The following is an 18,112-nucleotide window of genomic DNA, read 5'->3' as shown; positions in this document are numbered from 1 at the left end:
CCCCTGCGCCGGCCTACCGCCGCCGACCCGCTGCGGGTACTGGTCACCGGCGATTCGCTGACCGAATCCCTCGGCCCGACCATCACGAACACGGCGCCGGACACGGTCCGAGCCCAGACCGAGACCCGGTTCGGCACCGGCCTGGTCCGGCCCGACTTCTTCGACTGGGCCGCCCATGCCCGCGTCCAGGTCGCCGAGCGCAACCCGGAGCTGGTCATCGTCACCATGGGCGGCAACGACGGGCAGGGCATCACGCTCGCCGATGGCACGGTGCTGCCCGCCGGATCGGCCGAGTGGGCGGCCGAGTACCAGCGGCGGGCCAGCGTCGTCATGCGGATCTGGACCGCGGACGGAGCCAGGCGGCTGCTCTGGCTCAGCCTGCCCCCGGCCCGCTCGGACCGGCTGAACGGTTACTTCCGCCAGCTGAACGCCGCGACCGCGGCCGCGACCGCGGGGGTGAACGGCGCGAGCTACCTCGACCTGGCCCCGTGGCTGTCGAAGGACGGCACCTACAGCGACTACCTGACCGCCGCCGACGGCCAGGCCGTGCTCGCCCGATCCCACGACGGGGTGCACCTGACCCTCGACGGGGCGAGGATCGCCGCGGCGCACGTGATTGACAACATCCGGAGCACCTGGCAACTCGGCTGACACCGCAACGGTCGGGTCGGGTCTGGGCCAGCCGGCCGCGGTCAGCGCACGCGGAACCCGAAGCCGGCGCCGTCGAGGTCCGCGCGCGCCCGGGTCACCGCCGCGTGGGCGTCCACCAGTACCTCGCGGACGCCCGGGCGGGCGGCATCGGCTGCGGCCAGCGCGGTGAGCAGATCCTCGGCAAGCACCGCGAGCTGGTCGGGCAGGGCGTGGGGGGCGAGTCTCGGCGGACGGGCCCCGGCGGGGGCACCTGTGCCGATGCGCTCGCCGAGCGCGGCCAGCTCGTCGAGGAGCCGACCCGTGCGCTCCGCCCGGGTCATCCCCGAACCCACCGCAACGTCCCAGGACGAGCCGGCCCATCCCCGGATGCGGCGGATGAGCAGATCCGCCTCCCGACTGAGATCATCGACCTCATCGGACATCCGGGCATGATACCCCACGAGCCTCGAACGGGGCCTTGCCCTTTGCTGTGGCCTGGGGCACCCTTGCGACATGAGCCGTTGACGTCGGGTTTCACTTCTGGAGGCGCGCATGTCGCTGAACCGCTCCCCGCAGACCCATCAGACCCTCATCGAACGGATCCCGAAGGTAACGGGCCACGGGGTAAACCACTGGCTAAGCCGGCTGGACGACGGTCCAGGCCTGCTGCGCTTCACCGAACGGGTGAACTGGCTGCGCGCCGAGCACGACCTTCCGCACAGCTTCGCGGCGGCCCTCGTCCACGAGGCGGACCTGCGGCGGCGAGCAATCCGGGCGTAGGCACTGTGGCGCCGTGGCCGGTGCGGACGGCCCGCCACGGCGCCCCCGCCGGGTGCGCCGCGTCCCGTCGGCGACAATGGGCGCATGGACCTCGCCGCAGCTACCGAGTTCGTCCGCGATCATCACCGGGCGGTCCTGAGTACCACCCGTCGGGACGGCAGCCCGCAGATGTCGCCGGTGTCGGTCGGGTTGGATACCGAGAGTCGCCTGCTGATCAGCACCAGGCTCACCGCCTACAAGGTCGGGCATGTCGAGCGGGATGCGACCGTGCGGCTCTGCGTGCTGCCGGACGACTTCTTCGGACCGTGGGTGCAGATCACCGGCACCGCGGAGGTCGTCCGACTGCCCACGGCGATGGAACTGCTGGTCGATTACTACCGCGACCTCGCTGGCGAGCATCCCGACTGGGACGACTACCGGGCGGCGATGATCCGCGACCAACGCTGCATCCTGCGCATCACTCCCACCGTTGCCGGCCCGGACCACTCCGGCTGAGCCGATCCGGCCCCCCGCTCCCAGGGCCGGCCTACTGGCCTGCCCTGGACTCCGCCGGCGCGGCACGGACCCTACTGGCGCAGTTTGGACAGCAGCCGCAGCATCTCCAGGTAGACCCAGACGAAGCCGATCAGCAGGCCGAAACCGGCCCGCCATGCCTCGGAACGCGGTGCGCCGGTGGCGATCGCCCGCTCGATGTAGTCGAAGTCGAGGATGAACTGGAGACTCGCGACGCCGAGCACCAGCACGCTGAACAGGATGCCCAGCGGCGTCGCGTCGTTGATGATCGGCAGGTGGCTGCCGCTGACCGCCCTGATGACCAGGTCTACCAGGCTGAGCAGGACTACGCCGAGCAGCACGCCGGTGACGACGCGGGCCATCCGTGGGGTGGCTCGCAGCCGGCGGCTGCGGTAGGCGAGGAGCATCACGATGAAGATCAGCCCGGTGCCGAGCAGGGCCTGCGGGACGATGCCTCCGAAGGCATCCTCGTAGTAGCGCGAGATCGCCCCCACCGCGACGCCCTCGATCAGCGCGAACGCGATGACCAGGGACGGGCGCAGCCGGTTGCGCATCGAGACGACGAGGCTGATGACCAGTGCGATGAGACCGGCGGCCAGCGCGATGCCCGGGGCATCGCGCCCGACCACCCAGCCGACGGCACCGCCGACGCCCAGCAGGGCGAACAGCCCCAGTGTGTGCACGACGACGTCGTCGACGGTGAGGGTGGTCGGCTGCCGGTAGTGGCTGGCGAGCTCCTCCGGGGTGGGCGTCGGCGGCGGCGCGAACCCGCCGCGGCGCAGCACAGGGTTGGAGGAACGAAGGTCGGCCATCGAGCCGGCTCCTCTCGGTCGCCACCGGGGCGACGCCACCGTCGTCATCGGGTGCACATGTCAACCCCCGCAACGAACCCACTACCGGGGAGGTTCCCGCCGGTCGGCCGACACCGCGCCGGGCCAGGCCGGGTCAGGGAACCCCCGGCCGGCAGAAGTTGTAACTAATCCAGGACAGAAAGTAACGGGCGGGAGTGGGCGAGGAATCATTGCGCCCCCCTCGCCGCGACTCACCTCAGCATGGCGACGAAGCCTTCCATGCCGATCACCCGCGGCGTTCACCAACGCACGCGGGCGGTCAGCAATGGATTGTGCCGGTGGTCGGAGTCGAACCGACACTCGAGCTGTTTTTAGGACAGCCTCCTCTACCAGTTGGGATACACCGGCTCGTCTACATCGTTGATGTTTCTACCATGCTGCGTAGGGTCTGGGAATAACACATCGCGGAAAAAGTGGTCGGGAGATGGCGGCCCCACCGAAAGCGTGACTCTTCGTGACTAGGGTGCTGCCACATTGCCATCCCCGCCGATCAGTGGACGGCCCAGATCGCTGGAATGCCGAGCTCGCAGCTCGTTAGCGGCGTCGGGCCAGTCCGGAGTTGCCGGAATGCCGCCCCCACCTTGGTGCCGTTAAGCGACGGCGGCCAGCGAACCCCCCGAGAGACGGGGATTCACCGGCCGCGGTGTGGTCGGGGCGCGGCCCGCGGGCGCGGGCGACAGTCAGCTCCGTGGCTGCGCGGCCTGCGAGTTCGCCTCCGCCGCAGCAGCGGCCGGCGTGGGCGTCACCGGCGGGTTGGACCCGGTGGGGGCGGCCTCGCCGGCAGTGGAACCTGCGGCGGAGCCGCCGATCGCGGCCGGCGCGGCCGGTGCCGCGCGCGAGTCCGGGGCCTCGGCGGGCCGCTCGGGAGCCGTGGCAGGCTCGGGAGACGCCACCCGGCGGAACTCCGCCCGGGGGTCGGCGAACGAGCCCAGCGAGACGATCTCCCGGCGGAAGAACAACGCCAGGGTCCAGTCCGCGACCACGCGGGCCTTGCGGTTCACCGTGGGCACCCGGCTGAGGTGGTATGTCCGGTGCATCAGCCAGGCGGGCCAGCCCCGCAGCCTGACCCCGTACACCTCGGCCACGCCCTTGTGCAGCCCCAGGGAGGCCACGCTGCCGGCATAGCTGTGCTCGTAGGGCCTGATGGGCTCGTGCCGCAGCTCGGCGAGGAGGTTCCCCGCCAACCGGCGGGCCTGGCGGACAGCATGCTGGGCGGACGGCGCGGTGGTCGCCCCCTCGCCCTTGGTCAGATCGGGCACGGCCGCGCAGTCACCGGCGGTCCAGGCGTCCGCCACCCCGTCGACCTGGAGGAAGGCGGTGGCCCGCAGCCGGCCGCGGTCATCGAGCGGGAGATCGGTCCGGGCGAGCATCGGGTTGGGCTTGACACCCGCCGTCCACACCACGGTGCCGGCCTCGAACCGCTCTCCGTCGCCGAGAACGACATGGCCGTCGAGCAGGCTTTCGACCCTGGTGTTCAGCTTCACCTGAATTCCGCGATGTTCGAGCTGCTTGACCGTATACAGCCCCATTGCGGGCGAGACCTCCGGAAGAATACGGCCCGTCGCCTCCACCAGAACCCAGCGCATATCCGCGGGCTCCAGATCCGGGTAATAAGAACATGCATCACGCGCCATGTCCTCAAGCTCGGCGAGCGCCTCAATTCCGGCATATCCGCCACCGATGAAGAGGAACGTGAGCGCGCGCCGCCGCACCGCGGAATCGGTCGCCGAAGCGGCCGCGTCGAGCCGACTGATGACCTGGTTTCGGAGATAGATGGCCTCGGCCGCGCTCTTGAATCCGATTCCCTGTTCGGCGAGGCCCGGGATCGGCAGCGTCCGTGCCACCGAACCAGGACATATCACCAAAATATCGTACTTAAGGTCAAAAGTTTCGCCTAGTGGCGGCTGAACGGACGCTGTGCGTTGCTCATGTGACACGGCCACCACATGACCGCTGATGACCCGGCACCCTTTGAGCACCTTACGTAGCGGGACGACCACGTGACGTGGCTCAAGGTTGCCGGCGGCCGCCTCCGGGAGAAACGGCTGATAGGTCATGTATGAGTTGGGTTCGACTACGGAGATGGTCGCCTCGTCCCCGTCCAGCTTCCGCTGAAGCCGCAGGGCCGTGTACATGCCGACGTATCCCCCGCCGACGATGAGGATGTGCGGTGCCTGCCCATAGCCCATGCGAAAACGGTACCCACGGGGGTCGAGTTACACCCTGCATCGAGGCCGCCGACCCAGCCAATTCCGTGACGCAGGACACCAATTCGCCAGGTTCTTCGGCCCATCTCACGACCGCCGCGGCAGTGCCGTGGCTCACGTACTGTGTCAGCGACCACAACGCGAGGACTTAGACGCGACGCTCACCCACTTCTGCCAGCGCCGCCGCGGAGCCGAAAACCGTGTCCAGCATCACCTCCGTGACCCGTCCGGTGAAGGTGTTCTGCTGGCTCGGGTGATAACAACCCACAACACGGACCCCGGCCTCGGGAAGGTCGGCCCGGGCTCCATGGCCAAACGGCACCCGGGGTGCCGGTACGGAGTACCCGGCCTGCGCCAGCGCCGGCCACAACGCCGTCCACGCGAAGCCGCCGAGAACGACGACGACCCGCAGCGTCGGCCGGACGAGCTCCAGATCCCGGACCAGCCACGGGCGGCAGGTGTCCCGCTCCGCCGTCGTCGGCTTGTTCGCCGGCGGCGCGCAGCGCACGGCCGCGACGATCCTGGTGCCCCGAAGTCGCTGGCCGTCCCCAGCGGACTGCGACATCACCTGGGTGGCGAGCCCGACCCGGTGCAACGAGGCGAACAGCCAGTCGCCGCTGCGGTCGCCGGTGAAGATGCGCCCGGTGCGATTGCCGCCGTGGGCGGCGGGGGCGAGGCCCACGATCAGGATTCGGGCATCGGCCGGGCCGAACGAGGACACCGGGCGCCCCCAGTACGGCTGGGAGGCGAACGCGGCCCGGCGGACCTGCGCGACCTCCTCCCGCCACGAGACCAGGCGCGGGCAGGCTCGGCAGACCGACATCCGGGCGTCGAGCGCATCCGTGTCGGAGGCGCCGGCGGCCAGCTCACGCACCAGCGCGGGCGACGCAGCAACCGGAGTGGTCGGGTCCGCGAAGTCACCCGGCCAGCCGTCGCCCGGTCGCGCGGGGCCGCGCCGCGGGCCGGCCGTCATCCCGCGGCGGGACCGGCCACGGTCGGCAGGGACGGCGCGGTCGGCGACGGCGGCACGGCGGCGCTCCCCGCAGCCGGGCTCCCCACGGCTGGCGGGGCGATGGCCAGGGCCAACGCGATCCCGTCGAGGATGTCCCGCTCGCTGGCGACGATCGACGCGGCGCCGGTGCGCTCGACCAGCGTGCGCAGCACGAGCGCACCGGAGGCGATGACGTCCACCCGCCCCGGGTGCATCACCGCAAGCGCCGCCCGCTCGTCGTGCGTCATACCCAGCAACCGCTCGGTGACGGCGGCAACCTGCTCGGCGCTCGTCACCGACAGGTGGATGCGATCCGCGTCGTATCCCTGCAGCCCGGCGGCCAGAGCGGCGACGGTGGTGACGGTCCCGGCGACGCCCACCAGGGTGGCGGCCTCGGTCAGCGGCACCGTCTGGGCGGCGAGGTCGAGCGCGGCGTGCACGTCGGCGACGATCGCCGCGGCCTGCGCCGGGGTCGGGGGGTCGTCGCGCAGGTGGCGCTCGGCCAACCGGACGCAGCCGACGTTCACCGAGCGGGCCGCCCGCACGCCGCGTGCGTCCCCGAACACGAGCTCCGTCGAACCCCCGCCGATGTCGGCGAGCAGGATCGGGGTGGCGACCGACGAGACGCCGACCGGGCCGGACAGACCGATCTTTCCAAGCTGGCCGGATGTTTCCGTCGGGCCTGGCGCGCCGAACCCGACACCGGATGCTCCGCGCGCGCCCGAAGGGCCCGGGCTGCCGGATGGTCCGGGCTGCCCGGATGCGTCCGACCAGTCGGACGCTCCCGGCTGGCTCGGCGCCCCCGCCGGGCCCGGCCCTCCGAACTGGCCCGATCCGCCGACGAGATCGCCGATCGCGCCGCCGAACGACAGCGCCGCCTCCTCGTCCCCGCTGATCACTTCGGGGTCGACCCCGAGGATCGCACGGACGCCGGCGACCAGCTCGCCGCGGTTGCGGGCGTCTCGGGTGGCGCTCGTGGCCACCATCCGCACCCGGGTGGCGCCCAGGCGTTCGATCTCGGCGGCATAGCCGCGCAGTGCGGCGAGGGTCCGCGCCAGCGCCTCGGGGGCGAGCTCACCGGTGCGATCCACTCCGGCGCCCAGCCGGACGATCTCCATCCGGCGGGTCAGCTCATGCAATCTGGACCCGTCGTAGTCCGCCACCAGCAGGCGGATCGAGTTGGTCCCGCAGTCGATCGCGGCGACGCGGCTCATGCCGGTACCTCTCCCGTCGTCGTCCCCGCGGTCCTCGCGGTCCCCGCCACAGCCCCGACTGCTCCCACCGGTTGGGCCGGGCCCGCGGCCACGCACGGCCCCCGCTGGCCCCAGTCACCGACGGCGGCGAGCGCCTCGTCCCCGAAGGGATTCACCCCCGGCCCCACGGCCAGGCTGTGCGCGACGAGGACGTGCAGGCATTTGACCCGCTCCGGCATGCCGCCGGCGCTCGGGGCGCCGGGCAGAACATCGTGGGCGTCGCGGCGGGCGAGGTAATCCCGGTGCGCCGCGGCGTAGTCGACGGCGAGCTCGGGATCGTCGGCGAGCCGCGCCGTCATCTCCCGCATGACTCCGGCGGCCTCCAGCCGCGACACCGCGGCCGCGGCGCGCGGACAGGTGAGGTAGTACAGCGTGGGGAACGGCGAGCCGTCGGGCAACCGTGGAGCCGTCTCCACCACGTCCGGCAGCCCGCAGGAACAGTGGTGGGCGACAGCCAGGACCCCGCGCGGCTCACGGGACAGCTGCCGCCCGACGATCTCGACCTCCGCGGCCGTCACCGCCGTCGACACCACGTTCTCCTCCCGCACCGCGACGTACTCCTCCCGGGGACAGCAACCATGCACCCCTACCGCCGCCTAGCATCGCAGATCCACGGACACCGCAGATCCACGGGTGAGCCCGGGCCGAAGCCGCCCGCACGCGCGCCTATGGCGCCGCGATCTCCGACCACAACCGGCCATACCAGGCCGAGCTGCCGGACGATCCCCCGTGCTCGTCGCCGCCGACGGGCGCCGGGGTGGGGGCGGCCGGCATCAGGTACGCCCGCTCGCCCGGCTTGATGTAGTGCAGCCGCCGGCGCGCCTCGTCGGAGACCCAGGCCTGATCGTCGTAGCGCTCGACCGTGGAGCGCAGCTCGTTGACCCGGGTCTGGGTCTGCGCGTTCGTCCGGGCAAGCTCGGAGAGCTTGCTCTGCTGCTTGAGGTACAGCCGCAGCGGATAGGCGAGTGTCAGAACCAGCACGCAGATCACGACGGCGAGCAGGGTCGCCCTCGTGGTCAACGCGGCACGCGGCGGCGGCATGCGGATCAGGCGGGCTGCCCGTGCCGCGGGAAGGCTCCGGCACCGGCGTAACGGGCCGCGTCGTCGAGCTCCTCCTCGATCCGCAGCAGCTGGTTGTACTTCGCGACCCGCTCGGTGCGGGCCGGGGCGCCGGTCTTGATCTGGCCGCAGTCGACGGCGACGGCGAGGTCGGCGATCGTGGTGTCCTCGGTCTCCCCGGAGCGGTGCGACATCATCGCCCGGTAGCCGCTGCGGTGGGCGAGGTTCACCGCGTCGAGAGTCTCGGTGAGCGTGCCGATCTGGTTGACCTTGACCAGGAGGGCGTTGGCCGCCTTGGAGGCGATGCCGCGGGCGAGCCGCTCCGGGTTGGTGACGAACAGGTCGTCCCCGACGAGCTGCACCTTGCTGCCGAGCCGCTCGGTCAGCGCCACCCAGCCGGACCAGTCGTCCTCGGCCAGCGGGTCCTCGATGGACACGATCGGGTAGGCACCGACGAGATCGGCGTAGTAGTCGCTGAGCTGCTCGGCGGTGCGGGCGCTGCCCTCGAAGGTGTACGCGCCGTCCGCGTAGAACTCGGTGGAGGCGACGTCGAGGGCGAGGACGATGTCCGAGCCGAGGCGCAGGCCGACCTTGTCGACGGCCTCGGCGATGAGGTCGAGCGCCTCCCGGTTGGCGGGCAGGCTGGGGGCGAAGCCGCCCTCGTCGCCGACGCCGGTCCCCAGGCCCCGGGCCTTGAGCACGCTCTTGAGCGCGTGGTAGACCTCGGCGCCCCAGCGCAACGCCTCCGAGAAGGTGGTCGCCCCGATCGGGGCGATCATGAACTCCTGGATGTCGACGTTCGTGTCGGCGTGCGCGCCGCCGTTGAGAATGTTCAACATCGGCACCGGCAGCAGGTGAGCGCTCGGGCCGCCAAGGTAGCGGAACAGCGGCAGCCCGCTGGCGGCCGCGGCCGCCTTGGCCACCGCGAGGCTCACGCCGAGCAGGGCGTTGGCGCCGAGGGCGGACTTGCCCGGGGTGCCGTCGAGGTCGATGAGCGTCTGGTCGAGCAGGCGCTGCTCGGTGGCCTCCAGCCCGATGATCGCCGGGCCGATCCGCTCGATCACCGCACCGACGGCCTTGGTGACGCCCTTGCCGCCGTAACGGTCCTCCCCGTCACGCAGCTCCACGGCCTCGAAGGCACCGGTGCTGGCCCCGCTGGGGACCGCGGCGCGGCCCAACGTCCCGTCCTCCAGGACGACTTCGACCTCGACGGTGGGGTTGCCACGCGAGTCAAGGATCTCGCGGGCTCCGACAGCCTCGATGGACGGCACGGCTAGGACCTCCGAATGCGACAACTCGAACGCGACGACACGATGGCACCGAACAGACCGCCGCGGACCGACGCCCCGGAAGCACCCGCACCGCACCGGGCACCGCGACACGCCCGACGGCGTGGCGGGCCCATGCCGCGGGACGAGCGGAGCCGTCCGGACGAACCGGTCGCTGCGAGACTACCGTCGCGCCCCGCCGGCGCGGCGCTGATCCCGGCGCGTCGCGGAAGGTTCCGGCCGGGGTCCAGTGAGGGTCCGCTGCCCGCGACCGGCCCCCGGCCGCCCCGTCCACCCCCGACACGGCGGCCGCGGTGTCACGCATCCCACAGCCGCCGAGCCGTGGCACGTCCCCGACCCGGGCACCCAGGTGGGGCCGCGCCCGCGCGGGTTCAGCCGATGCGCCCGAGCGGCGGCATCATCAGCGGCCCACCGACGGGCAGGCCCAGCCGCGCGGCCACCGGAGCCCAGTGTCCCCAGCCGGCAGCGAATCCACCGGCACCACCGAACCCGCCGGCACCACCGAACCCCGCCCCGGCGCCGAGCAAGGCAGCCAACCCGCCGCCCAGGACACCGCCCAGCCGGGCCGGCCGGGCCGCCGCCGCGGCGCCGCGATCCTCGCTGGACTTCGGGGTCCGGACCCGTTCCAGCACGGACGGCCTGGGCGTCAGCCGCACCCGCGGCGTGTCCCCCTCGGGCAGCCCAGCCCGGATCCAGGCCAGCCTGAGGGCGTCCGTCAGCCCACCGAGCTCGTCGACCAGGCCGTTCGCGTGGGCATCGGCCCCCGTCCACACCCGGCCGCGGGCCAGCTCGTGCACCTGCTCCCGAGTCAGCCGCCGGGCCGCGGCCACCTTGTCGACGAAGTCCGCATAGACGCGGTCGAGGAACTCCTCCAACTTCTCCCGCTCCCCCACGGTGAACGGGCGCCGCGGCGACATCATCAGGGCATGCTCGCCCTCGGCGACCGCGCCGAAGCCCACCCCGACCTTGTCGAGCAGCTCCTGGACCACCTGCTTGCCGGCGAACACCCCGATGGACCCGGTCAGCGTGCCGGGATTCGCGACGATGAGGTCCGCGGCCAGGGAGACGAAGTAGCCGCCGGACGCGGCGACATCCCCCATCGACACGACGAGTGGGCGGCCGCTGGCCCGGAACCGCTCGGCCTCCCGGCGTACCAGATCCGAGGCGACGTAGGAACCACCCGGGCTGTTCACCCGGAACACCGCCGCCGCCACATCCTCGTCGCGCGCGGCGGCCCGGAACGCCGCCGCGGCAGCCTCCGCGGCGAGCACCGGGCTGGCGAACGGCCCCGGGTTGCCCTGCCCGAGGATGACCTGGCCGGTGCCGTGGATGAGCGCGACGACCGACCGGCGTGGGTCGCGATGCGCCGCGGTGACCGACGGCGCCAGCGGGACACCCCGGGTGTCCCCGGCGGCCGCGCCGTCGTCGAGCGACCCCGCCGTACCCGAGCCCGGCCCGGTGCCGGCTGCGGGGGCATCGACCCGGCGCTGCGGCGCGGGTGCGGTCTCGCGCAGGAAGAAGGCGCCCGGACCCCGCGCGGTGAGGGTCGCGACCCGACGCACCGGCGACTTCTCCCGCCGCTCGGCGAGCCGGCGGTAGGCGGAGGCGTACATCAGCACCGGCTCGGCGCCCTCGCCCCCGGATCCGCCATCCGATTCCCCGGCGGCGAGGTCGATGTCCGCGGTGGGGGCGAGATCGGCGTCGAACACCCCGGCCGGCCCAGTCTCGGCCGGCCCAGTCCCGGCCGGCCCAGCCCCGGCCGGCCCAGCCCCGGCCGCGCCGGGCGCCGCAGAGGCATCGCCCGCCGACGAGCGGCGGACCCGTTCCCGCGCGGCCGCGTACACCTCGTCGCGGTAGCCGAGGCGGTCGATGAGCCCCACGTCGAGAGCGACGGTGCCGGCCAGCGGGCCGAGGTCGATCAGCCGGCGGACCCGGTCAGCCGGCATCCGGCGGCCCTCGGCGATGCCGGCCACGACCTGCTCCGAGCTGGACTCGATGATCCGGCTCATCGCCTCCAGGTGCGCCGGCGTGAAGTCCCGCTCGACGAGCGTGTTCACCGCGTTCTTGTATTCGTAGCGCTGGCCGATCTCGACCGAGACGCCGAGCCGGTCCAGCGCGCCGCGCAGGAACGGCGTCTCCATCCCCAGGCCGGTCAGCCCGCAGTCCCCGGACGGGGCCAGCCAGATCTCGTCGAACGCACAGGCGAGGTAGTACGGGCCGGTGCCGCCGCCGAACTCGCCGAAGGTGTCCGCGTAGGCGATGGCCGTGCCGCCAGCGGCCCGGAAGACGCCGATCGCCGCCCGGATCTCCTGGATGCGGGCCAGCGGCGTCCCGGCGGCGGCGATGTGCGCGACCACGACCGACACCCGCGGATCCTCGGCGGCATGACGGAGCGCCTCCACAAGATCACGCAAAGTGGTGCGCCGGTGGGCGAGGGCGAGGGTGACCGGGTCGCTGGGAACGCCTTCGAGCGGATCGACCGTCAGATCGAGTTCCAGGACGATCGGAGCCGTCCGCCGCGCCGCGATCTGGCGGACGTCGGCCAGCGCCTTACGTGGGGTGGCAGCCATGGTCAGAGGCTAGTACCACCGACCCCCCAGGTTCTCCCGGCCGCGGCAACCTCACGGTCGTCCCGCGATCACCCAACCGGCGTGACGCCGTCACCCGACCCCGCCGATGCGACCCACAGTTCCCGCCAGCGCGCGCCGGGCAGCGTAGCCGGGGCGGCGCCGTCCACCCGGGCCGCCCGCTCGGCGGCGGCCAGCCGATCCCGGAAACGGCGTGCCGACGTGCGCAGGGCCCGCTCCGGATCGACCCGGGCCGCCCGCGCGAGTGCGACGGCGGCGACGAGCAGATCACCGAGGACGTCGTCGGCGGCCACACCCGGCCGGCCAAGCGCCCGGGCGGCGGCGGCCGCGATCGCCGCGACCCGCTCGCCGGCCTCGGCTACCCCGTCGGACCCAGCCACCTCACCTGATCCGGCCACCTCGCCGGGCTCCGCCGTCCCACCAGACTCCGCCGTTCCACCAGACTCCGCCGCCCCACCGAGCCCGGCCTGCGCGCCGCCCGTCCCACCGGCGATCCCGGTGAACGCGAGATCCACCGGCACACCGATCCCGCCGGCGCGCTTGAGCAGTTTGGCCGCGAGTGTCAGCGCCGGCTGAGACAGCGCCACCCCCTCGGTCACCGAGGCGCGCCCCTTCTCCACCGCCTTGATCGCCTCCCAGTTGGCGGCGACGTTCGCCGACCCGTCGACGACCACGTCGGCGAACACGTGCGGGTGACGCCGGATCAGCTTCGCGACCAGCCCCGCCGCCACATCGTCGACATCCCAGCCGTCGCCCGCGCGCTCGGCGGCGATCCGGGCGTGGAAGAGCACCTGCATGAGCACGTCGCCGAGCTCCTCGCGCAGCTCGGCGAGGTCGCCGTCCTCGATTGCCTGGTACGCCTCGTAGGTCTCCTCGATCAGGTAGGGGGCGAGGGACTCGTGGGTCTGCTCGGCATCCCACGGGCAGCCACCCGGAGAGCGCAGCCGGTCCATCACCGCCACGGCGTCGAGCAGGACCGACCCGGGCAGCTCCGCCGTACCGGCGAGGGTGCCCACCACGATCCCGGCGGACGGCGTCGCGCCCGCGTCAGGGCCGGCCGGTGGACGGGGCTGGGCGAGGCGGTCGAGCAACAGGTCGAGCGGCGCCGGCGCGGACGGGTCCGGCAGCCAGGCGAGCTCGGTCGCCGCCGGATCTGGCAGACCGGCGCGCAGGAGGGCGGCCAGATCGTCCCCCGCCCGATCGGCCGCCGCGTGGCCGTCGACGAGGACGACGGTGGCACCGGCGGCGCGCAGGGCGGCAAGCTGCGGATGGTTCGCGGCGGCGGTCAGCACCGGCATCCGGCGCACCAGATCCCACGCCGGCGCGGTGAGCAGGCCCGGGGCGACCCGCGGGCTGGTGACGACCACGGTGATCCGCAGCATCATGACGTCCACTCGCTATCAGCTGGTCGGGTTGGGACTGGGCGGTCAGGACTGGGCGGTCAGGTCCACGGTGGGGACGGGCACGGGCCGGCTGGCGATCGAGCCGTCCGCGGCGATCACGGCGAACTGGCCGGTGTTCCAGGTCCCGAACCGCGGGTTGATCGAGATCGGGTCCTTCCTCTCAGCCTGCGCGAGGACGGGTTGCAGCTTCGCTGAACGCTCCTGGCTGACGATGAAGCGGGCCAGGTACGGCTTCGCCTGCGCGTAGGTGAGCGGGATTCGGCCGACCCGGTCGACGATGCTGCCGTACTGCTCCCGAGTCTCCGCCTCGGTGGCGAGCAGGTGCGGGCTGACCCGGTCGCTCAGCGCCGACTCCAACGCCCCGGAACGCACGATGACGGAGACGTCGCGCGGCGCGAATCCCACGGCGGCCGCCTGCCGCTCGAACGCCTGCACGCTGCCGAACTGCAGGACGGCGTAGGCCTGGTAGAAGGAGGCGACATCGGCGGAGCTCAGCCTGATGCCGCGTCGGGCCGCCTCGTCGGAGAGCAGTTGGAGCTGCACGAGGGAGGTCAGCGTGCGCCGTTGCAGTTCGAGGCGGTTGAGGGCACTCGACGCGGGCTGCCCGGACTGCGAGACCGGCACGGCGTCGGCGGCCGCGAGCCCCCGCTCGACGATGCCGCGCAGCTGCGAGGTCTCGATGGACTGCGATCCGACCTGGGCGGCGGCCCCGGCGTGCGTCGTGCAGGCCGTCCCTGCGGTCCCGACCAGCACGACAAGCCCGACACCGGCGAGGAGACGGGAGAGCTTCACGACTCCAGACGCTATCCGCTCGCCTGTGGTGAAGCACACCTCCCTCGCCCGACGCCGCCGTATTTCCCACGGTGCCGCCCGTTGGATCCCGTGTCGGGCGCCGCTCAGCCCGCGGCCGCCGCGGCGACCGAATCGCCGGCGACGGCAGCCAGCAGCTGACCCGCCCAGGCGAGCAGCTCTCGGTCACGCAGCGGCCGGGAGCCGATGCGACCCGTCTCCGTCGGGGCCGGCACCAGCACGATCCGCATCGCGGGCTTCACCACCGCGCCCTTGTACAGGCGGGTCAGGCGCATGGTCTGGCTCTCCCGCAGCTCCAGCGGCGCGAAGCGGATCTGGCGGCCGGCAGCGGTGATCTCGGCAACGCCGAAGCGGCGCGCGAGCACCCGCAGGCCGGCGACGGCGAGCAGGTTCTCCACCGGCTCGGGCACCGGGCCGAACCGGTCCACCAGCTCCCCCCGCACCTCGTCGATGTCGGCGTCGGTGACCGCGCCCGCGAGCCGGCGGTAGGCGTCCAGGCGCAGCCGTTCGCTGGGCACGTAATCGTGCGGCAGGCTCGCGTCGACGGGAAGCTCGACCTTCGCCTCGGGCGGCTCGGACACCTTGTCCTTGCGGTACTCGGCGACCGCCTCGCCGACCATCCGCACGTACATGTCGAACCCGACGGAGGCGATGTGCCCGGACTGCTCCCCGCCGAGCAGGTTGCCGGCGCCGCGGATCTCCAGGTCCTTCATGGCCACGGCCATGCCGGCGCCGAGGTCGTTGTGCTGGGCGATGGTGGCCAGCCGGTCGTGGGCGGTCTCGGTCAGCGGCTTGTCCGGCGGGTACAGGAAGTAGGCGTACGCGCGGTCGCGGCCGCGGCCGACCCGGCCGCGGAGCTGGTGGAGCTGGGACAGGCCGAACACGTCGGCCCGCTCGACGACGAGGGTGTTGGCGTTGGAGATGTCCAGGCCCGACTCGACGATCGTCGTGCAGACCAGGACGTCGAACTTCTTCTCCCAGAAGGAGACCATCACCTGTTCGAGGGCGTCCTCGTGCATCTGGCCGTGCGCGGTGGCGATCCGGGCCTCGGGAACCAGCTCGCGCAGCCGGGCGGCGGCCCGGTCGATCGACTCCACCCGGTTGTGGATGAAGAAGACCTGACCCTCTCGCAGCAGCTCCCGGCGGATCGCGGCGGCGACCTGCCGGGTGTCGTAGGGGGCGACGGAGGTCAGCACCGGGTGGCGTTCCTCCGGCGGGGTGTCGATGGTCGACAGCTCCCGGATGCCAGTGATCGACATCTCCAGGGTGCGCGGGATCGGGGTGGCGCTCATCGTGAGCACATCCACCGCCGTGCGCATCTGCTTGAGCTGCTCCTTGTGCTCGACGCCGAAGCGCTGCTCCTCGTCGACGATCACGAGGCCCAGGTCCTTGAACCGGCTCTCCCCGGACAGCAGCCGGTGGGTGCCGATGACGACGTCGACAGTGCCGTCGGCGAGGCCCTCCTGCACCGCCTTCTGCTCGCCGGCCGAGTTGAACCGGCTCATCGCCTTGACGACGACGGGGAACGCAGCGTAACGCTCCGAGAAGGTCTGAAAATGCTGCTGGACCAGCAACGTCGTCGGGACCAGCACGGCGACCTGCTTGCCGTCCTGCACGGCCTTGAACGCCGCCCGCACGGCGATCTCCGTCTTGCCGTAGCCGACATCACCGCAGATCACCCGGTCCATCGGGACGGGCTTTTCCATGTCGGCCTTGACCTCGTCGATCGCGGCGAGCTGGTCGGGCGTCTCGCGAAAGGGGAAGGCGTCCTCCAGCTCGCGCTGCCACGGGTTGTCCGGGGCGAAGGCATGCCCGGGGGCGGCCATCCTGGCGCTGTAGAGCCGGATCAGCTCACCGGCGATCTCCTTGACCGCCTTGCGGGCGCGGGTCTTGCGCTTGGCCCAGTCGGCGCCGCCGATGCGGTCCAGGCTCGGCGCATCCCCGCCGACGTACCGGGTGATCTGTTCGAGCTGGTCGGTGGGGACGTAGAGCCGGTCGCCCCGGGCGTACTCCAGCAGCAGGTACTCACGCTTCGCCCCGGCGACGGTCCGGGTGACCATCTCGACGTAGCGGCCGACGCCGTGCGCATCGTGCACGACCATGTCGCCGGGGGCCAGGGCGAGCGGGTCGATGCCCTTGCGCCGCCGGCTGGGCATCCGCCGCATGTCCTTGGTGGTGACCCCGCGGGCACCAGCAATGTCGCTTTCGGTAAGGACTGCCAGGCGCAGTGTGTCGCTGATGAAGCCGGTGACGAGCTGCCCGCGGGTCACCACGACGACCCCGGCGACGAGCTCGGCATCCTCGGCGTAGCGGGCGCCGAGGTCGGCCTCGCGCAGCAGCTCCACCAGGCGCTGGGCCGGCCCGTGCCCCTCGGTCACGAGCAGCACGCGCCACGATTCGGCCTGCCAGCCCTTGACGTCGGCGATGACGGCGGCGGTGTCACCGTGGTACAGCGGCGCCGGTCGCAGGCTCGCGACCACCGTGTCGTCGCCCTCGGCGACGAGCCCGCCCGCCTCGGGGCCGGCCGGTGCCGAGGCGAAGGGGGTGACCGACCACCAGGGCAACCCAAGCTCCCCCGCGCGCTCGCGGACCTCCGCGATGGAGCGGTAGGCCGCGGCACCGAGGTCGATCGGGGCCCCGCCGCCGAGGGCCGCGACGCTCCAGGACGCCTCCAGGAACTCCTGGCTGGTGCGCACCAGCTCGCTCGCCCGGGAACGGACCCGCTCCGGGTCGCAGACGAGGACGTGGGTGCCGGCCGGCAGCTCGTCGAGCAGCAGCGACATCTCGTCGACGAGGACCGGCGCCAGCGCCTCCATACCGTCCACGGGAATGCCATTGGCGATCTTGTCGAGCATGTCCACCACCTGGGGGTGGCGAAGGGCGAGCTCGGCGGCCCGGCCGCGGACCTCCTCGGTGAGCAGCAGCTCGCGGCACGGCGGCGCGAACAGTCCGCGCCTGCCGGGGCCGGCCGGGCCGGCCTCATCCTCGGGCAGCGCCCGCTGGTCGGCGACGGCGAACCGGCGGACGTCCTCCACCTCGTCGCCGAAGAACTCCACCCGCAGCGGATGCTCCTCGGTCGGCGGGAAGACGTCGAGAATCCCGCCGCGCACCGCGATCTCGCCGCGCCGCTCCACCAGGTCCACCCGGTGGTAGGCCATGTCCACCAGCCGGGTGACCACGTCGTCGAGGTCGGCGGTGTCGCCCGCCGCCAGACTGACCGGGACGAGCTCCCCGAGCCCGGCGACCTGAGGCTGGAGCACAGAGCGGACCGGCGCGACAACGACCCGCAGCGGCGGCCTGCCGGTGCTCGCCGGATGGGCCAGGCGGCGCAACACTGCCAGACGCTGACCCACCGTGTCCGCCCGGGGAGACAGCCGCTCGTGGGGCAGCGTCTCCCAGCTCGGGAAGACGGCCACCACGTCGGGACCGAGCAGGCCGGTGAGCGCGGCGGCCAGATCCTCGGCCTCCCGGCCGGTGGCCACCACGGCGAGGACAGGCCGACCGGCGCCGTGGGCGGCGGCGAGGGCGGCGGCGGCGAACGGCCGCAGGGCGGCCGGACCGGCGAGGTCGAGCACAGGTTCGCCCGCCGCGCCGATCGCGCGCCCCAGGGCGGGATCGCCACCCGGTCGGGCGATCAATGCGTCGAGCAGCGGCGCGAGAGTCATGGTTGCGTCCTGTGTGCCTCTCGGAAACGAGCGGAACGGAAACAGGCGTGGGGCAGAAACCGTGGCACGGGAC

At 72.7% G+C, this 18,112-nt stretch carries 15 protein-coding genes and 1 tRNA gene; 3 read left to right on the top strand and 13 right to left on the bottom strand.

Annotated elements, in window-relative coordinates; translation table 11 throughout:
* Positions 1-651 (top strand): SGNH/GDSL hydrolase family protein (locus NBZ85_RS12465; protein ID WP_261561972.1); only part of this gene is annotated, 651 nt, incomplete at its 5' end.
* 41 nt (positions 652-692) lie between these two features.
* Here the strand turns inward: NBZ85_RS12465 and NBZ85_RS12460 are convergent.
* A complete protein-coding gene (locus NBZ85_RS12460) occupies positions 693-1,073 on the bottom strand; it encodes a hypothetical protein (protein ID WP_261558673.1) in 381 nt (126 codons plus the stop codon).
* Positions 1,074-1,182: 109 nt separating this feature from the next.
* On the opposite strand from NBZ85_RS12460, the gene NBZ85_RS12455 reads away from it, so the two are divergent.
* Positions 1,183-1,410: a DUF4287 domain-containing protein gene (locus tag NBZ85_RS12455; protein WP_261558674.1), complete on the top strand. Its 228-nt coding sequence runs from the start codon at positions 1,183-1,185 to the stop codon at positions 1,408-1,410.
* 84 nt (positions 1,411-1,494) lie between these two features.
* Complete coding sequence (locus NBZ85_RS12450; RefSeq protein WP_261558675.1) at positions 1,495-1,905, top strand: PPOX class F420-dependent oxidoreductase; 411 nt, start codon at positions 1,495-1,497, stop codon at positions 1,903-1,905.
* 71 nt (positions 1,906-1,976) lie between these two features.
* On the opposite strand, the gene NBZ85_RS12445 is transcribed toward NBZ85_RS12450, so the two are convergent.
* The 12 genes from NBZ85_RS12445 to mfd form a co-directional block, all read right to left on the bottom strand.
* Positions 1,977-2,735 (bottom strand): Bax inhibitor-1/YccA family protein, encoded by a 759-nt coding sequence (locus NBZ85_RS12445; protein WP_261558676.1) that lies wholly within the window; start codon positions 2,733-2,735, stop codon positions 1,977-1,979.
* 312 nt (positions 2,736-3,047) lie between these two features.
* Positions 3,048-3,122 (bottom strand) — tRNA-Leu (locus NBZ85_RS12440).
* Positions 3,123-3,454: 332 nt separating this feature from the next.
* Positions 3,455-4,909 carry an NAD(P)/FAD-dependent oxidoreductase gene (locus NBZ85_RS12435; RefSeq protein ID WP_498041241.1) on the bottom strand — a complete coding sequence of 485 codons (1,455 nt, stop codon included), beginning with the start codon at positions 4,907-4,909 and terminating at the stop codon, positions 3,455-3,457.
* A 220-nt stretch (positions 4,910-5,129) separates the two neighbouring features.
* Positions 5,130-5,954, bottom strand: a complete 825-nt coding sequence (locus tag NBZ85_RS12430) for a uracil-DNA glycosylase (protein WP_308205041.1) — start codon at positions 5,952-5,954, stop codon at positions 5,130-5,132.
* Positions 5,951-7,186 (bottom strand): Ppx/GppA phosphatase family protein, encoded by a 1,236-nt coding sequence (locus NBZ85_RS12425; protein ID WP_261558678.1) that lies wholly within the window; start codon positions 7,184-7,186, stop codon positions 5,951-5,953. The genes NBZ85_RS12430 and NBZ85_RS12425 overlap by 4 nt, the downstream gene beginning before the upstream one ends.
* The gene (locus NBZ85_RS12420; protein ID WP_261558679.1) at positions 7,183-7,773 is read right to left on the bottom strand and encodes a DUF501 domain-containing protein; all 591 of its coding nucleotides are present in this window, start codon (positions 7,771-7,773) and stop codon (positions 7,183-7,185) included. The genes NBZ85_RS12425 and NBZ85_RS12420 overlap by 4 nt, the downstream gene beginning before the upstream one ends.
* Positions 7,774-7,891: 118 nt before the next feature.
* Positions 7,892-8,266, bottom strand: coding sequence for an FtsB family cell division protein (locus tag NBZ85_RS12415; RefSeq protein WP_261558680.1), 375 nt, complete (start codon positions 8,264-8,266; stop codon positions 7,892-7,894).
* A 5-nt stretch (positions 8,267-8,271) separates the two neighbouring features.
* Positions 8,272-9,555: a phosphopyruvate hydratase gene (gene eno / locus NBZ85_RS12410; RefSeq protein ID WP_261558681.1), complete on the bottom strand. Its 1,284-nt coding sequence runs from the start codon at positions 9,553-9,555 to the stop codon at positions 8,272-8,274.
* 389 nt (positions 9,556-9,944) lie between these two features.
* The gene (gene sppA, locus NBZ85_RS12405) at positions 9,945-12,143 is read right to left on the bottom strand and encodes a signal peptide peptidase SppA (protein ID WP_261558628.1); all 2,199 of its coding nucleotides are present in this window, start codon (positions 12,141-12,143) and stop codon (positions 9,945-9,947) included.
* A gap of 68 nt (positions 12,144-12,211) precedes the next feature.
* On the bottom strand, positions 12,212-13,546 hold the full coding sequence (locus NBZ85_RS12400; RefSeq protein ID WP_261558629.1) for a nucleoside triphosphate pyrophosphohydrolase: 1,335 nt from the start codon (positions 13,544-13,546) through the stop codon (positions 12,212-12,214).
* Positions 13,547-13,588: 42 nt separating this feature from the next.
* Complete coding sequence (locus tag NBZ85_RS12395) at positions 13,589-14,356, bottom strand: SurA N-terminal domain-containing protein (RefSeq protein ID WP_261558627.1); 768 nt, start codon at positions 14,354-14,356, stop codon at positions 13,589-13,591.
* A gap of 104 nt (positions 14,357-14,460) precedes the next feature.
* A complete protein-coding gene (mfd, locus tag NBZ85_RS12390; protein ID WP_261561970.1) occupies positions 14,461-18,039 on the bottom strand; it encodes a transcription-repair coupling factor in 3,579 nt (1,192 codons plus the stop codon).
* Between the last annotated feature and the right edge of the window lie 73 nt (positions 18,040-18,112).

The organism is Frankia tisae, from assembly GCF_025403405.1.
Taxonomy (GTDB): Bacteria; Actinomycetota; Actinomycetes; order Frankiales; family Frankiaceae; genus Frankia; species Frankia tisai.
This window is presented reverse-complemented; position numbering and strand designations above follow the sequence as displayed.

Coding starts and splice junctions, on each gene's coding strand:
- NBZ85_RS12460 (WP_261558673.1), bottom strand. CDS start 1,073: ATGTCCGATGAGGTCGATGATCTCAGTCGGGAGGCGGATCTGCTCATC.
- NBZ85_RS12455 (WP_261558674.1), top strand. CDS start 1,183: ATGTCGCTGAACCGCTCCCCGCAGACCCATCAGACCCTCATCGAACGG.
- NBZ85_RS12450 (WP_261558675.1), top strand. CDS start 1,495: ATGGACCTCGCCGCAGCTACCGAGTTCGTCCGCGATCATCACCGGGCG.
- NBZ85_RS12445 (WP_261558676.1), bottom strand. CDS start 2,735: ATGGCCGACCTTCGTTCCTCCAACCCTGTGCTGCGCCGCGGCGGGTTC.
- NBZ85_RS12435 (WP_498041241.1), bottom strand. CDS start 4,909: ATGTACACGGCCCTGCGGCTTCAGCGGAAGCTGGACGGGGACGAGGCG.
- NBZ85_RS12430 (WP_308205041.1), bottom strand. CDS start 5,954: ATGACGGCCGGCCCGCGGCGCGGCCCCGCGCGACCGGGCGACGGCTGG.
- NBZ85_RS12425 (WP_261558678.1), bottom strand. CDS start 7,186: ATGAGCCGCGTCGCCGCGATCGACTGCGGGACCAACTCGATCCGCCTG.
- NBZ85_RS12415 (WP_261558680.1), bottom strand. CDS start 8,266: ATGCCGCCGCCGCGTGCCGCGTTGACCACGAGGGCGACCCTGCTCGCC.
- sppA (WP_261558628.1), bottom strand. CDS start 12,143: ATGGCTGCCACCCCACGTAAGGCGCTGGCCGACGTCCGCCAGATCGCG.
- NBZ85_RS12400 (WP_261558629.1), bottom strand. CDS start 13,546: ATGATGCTGCGGATCACCGTGGTCGTCACCAGCCCGCGGGTCGCCCCG.
- mfd (WP_261561970.1), bottom strand. CDS start 18,039: ATGACTCTCGCGCCGCTGCTCGACGCATTGATCGCCCGACCGGGTGGC.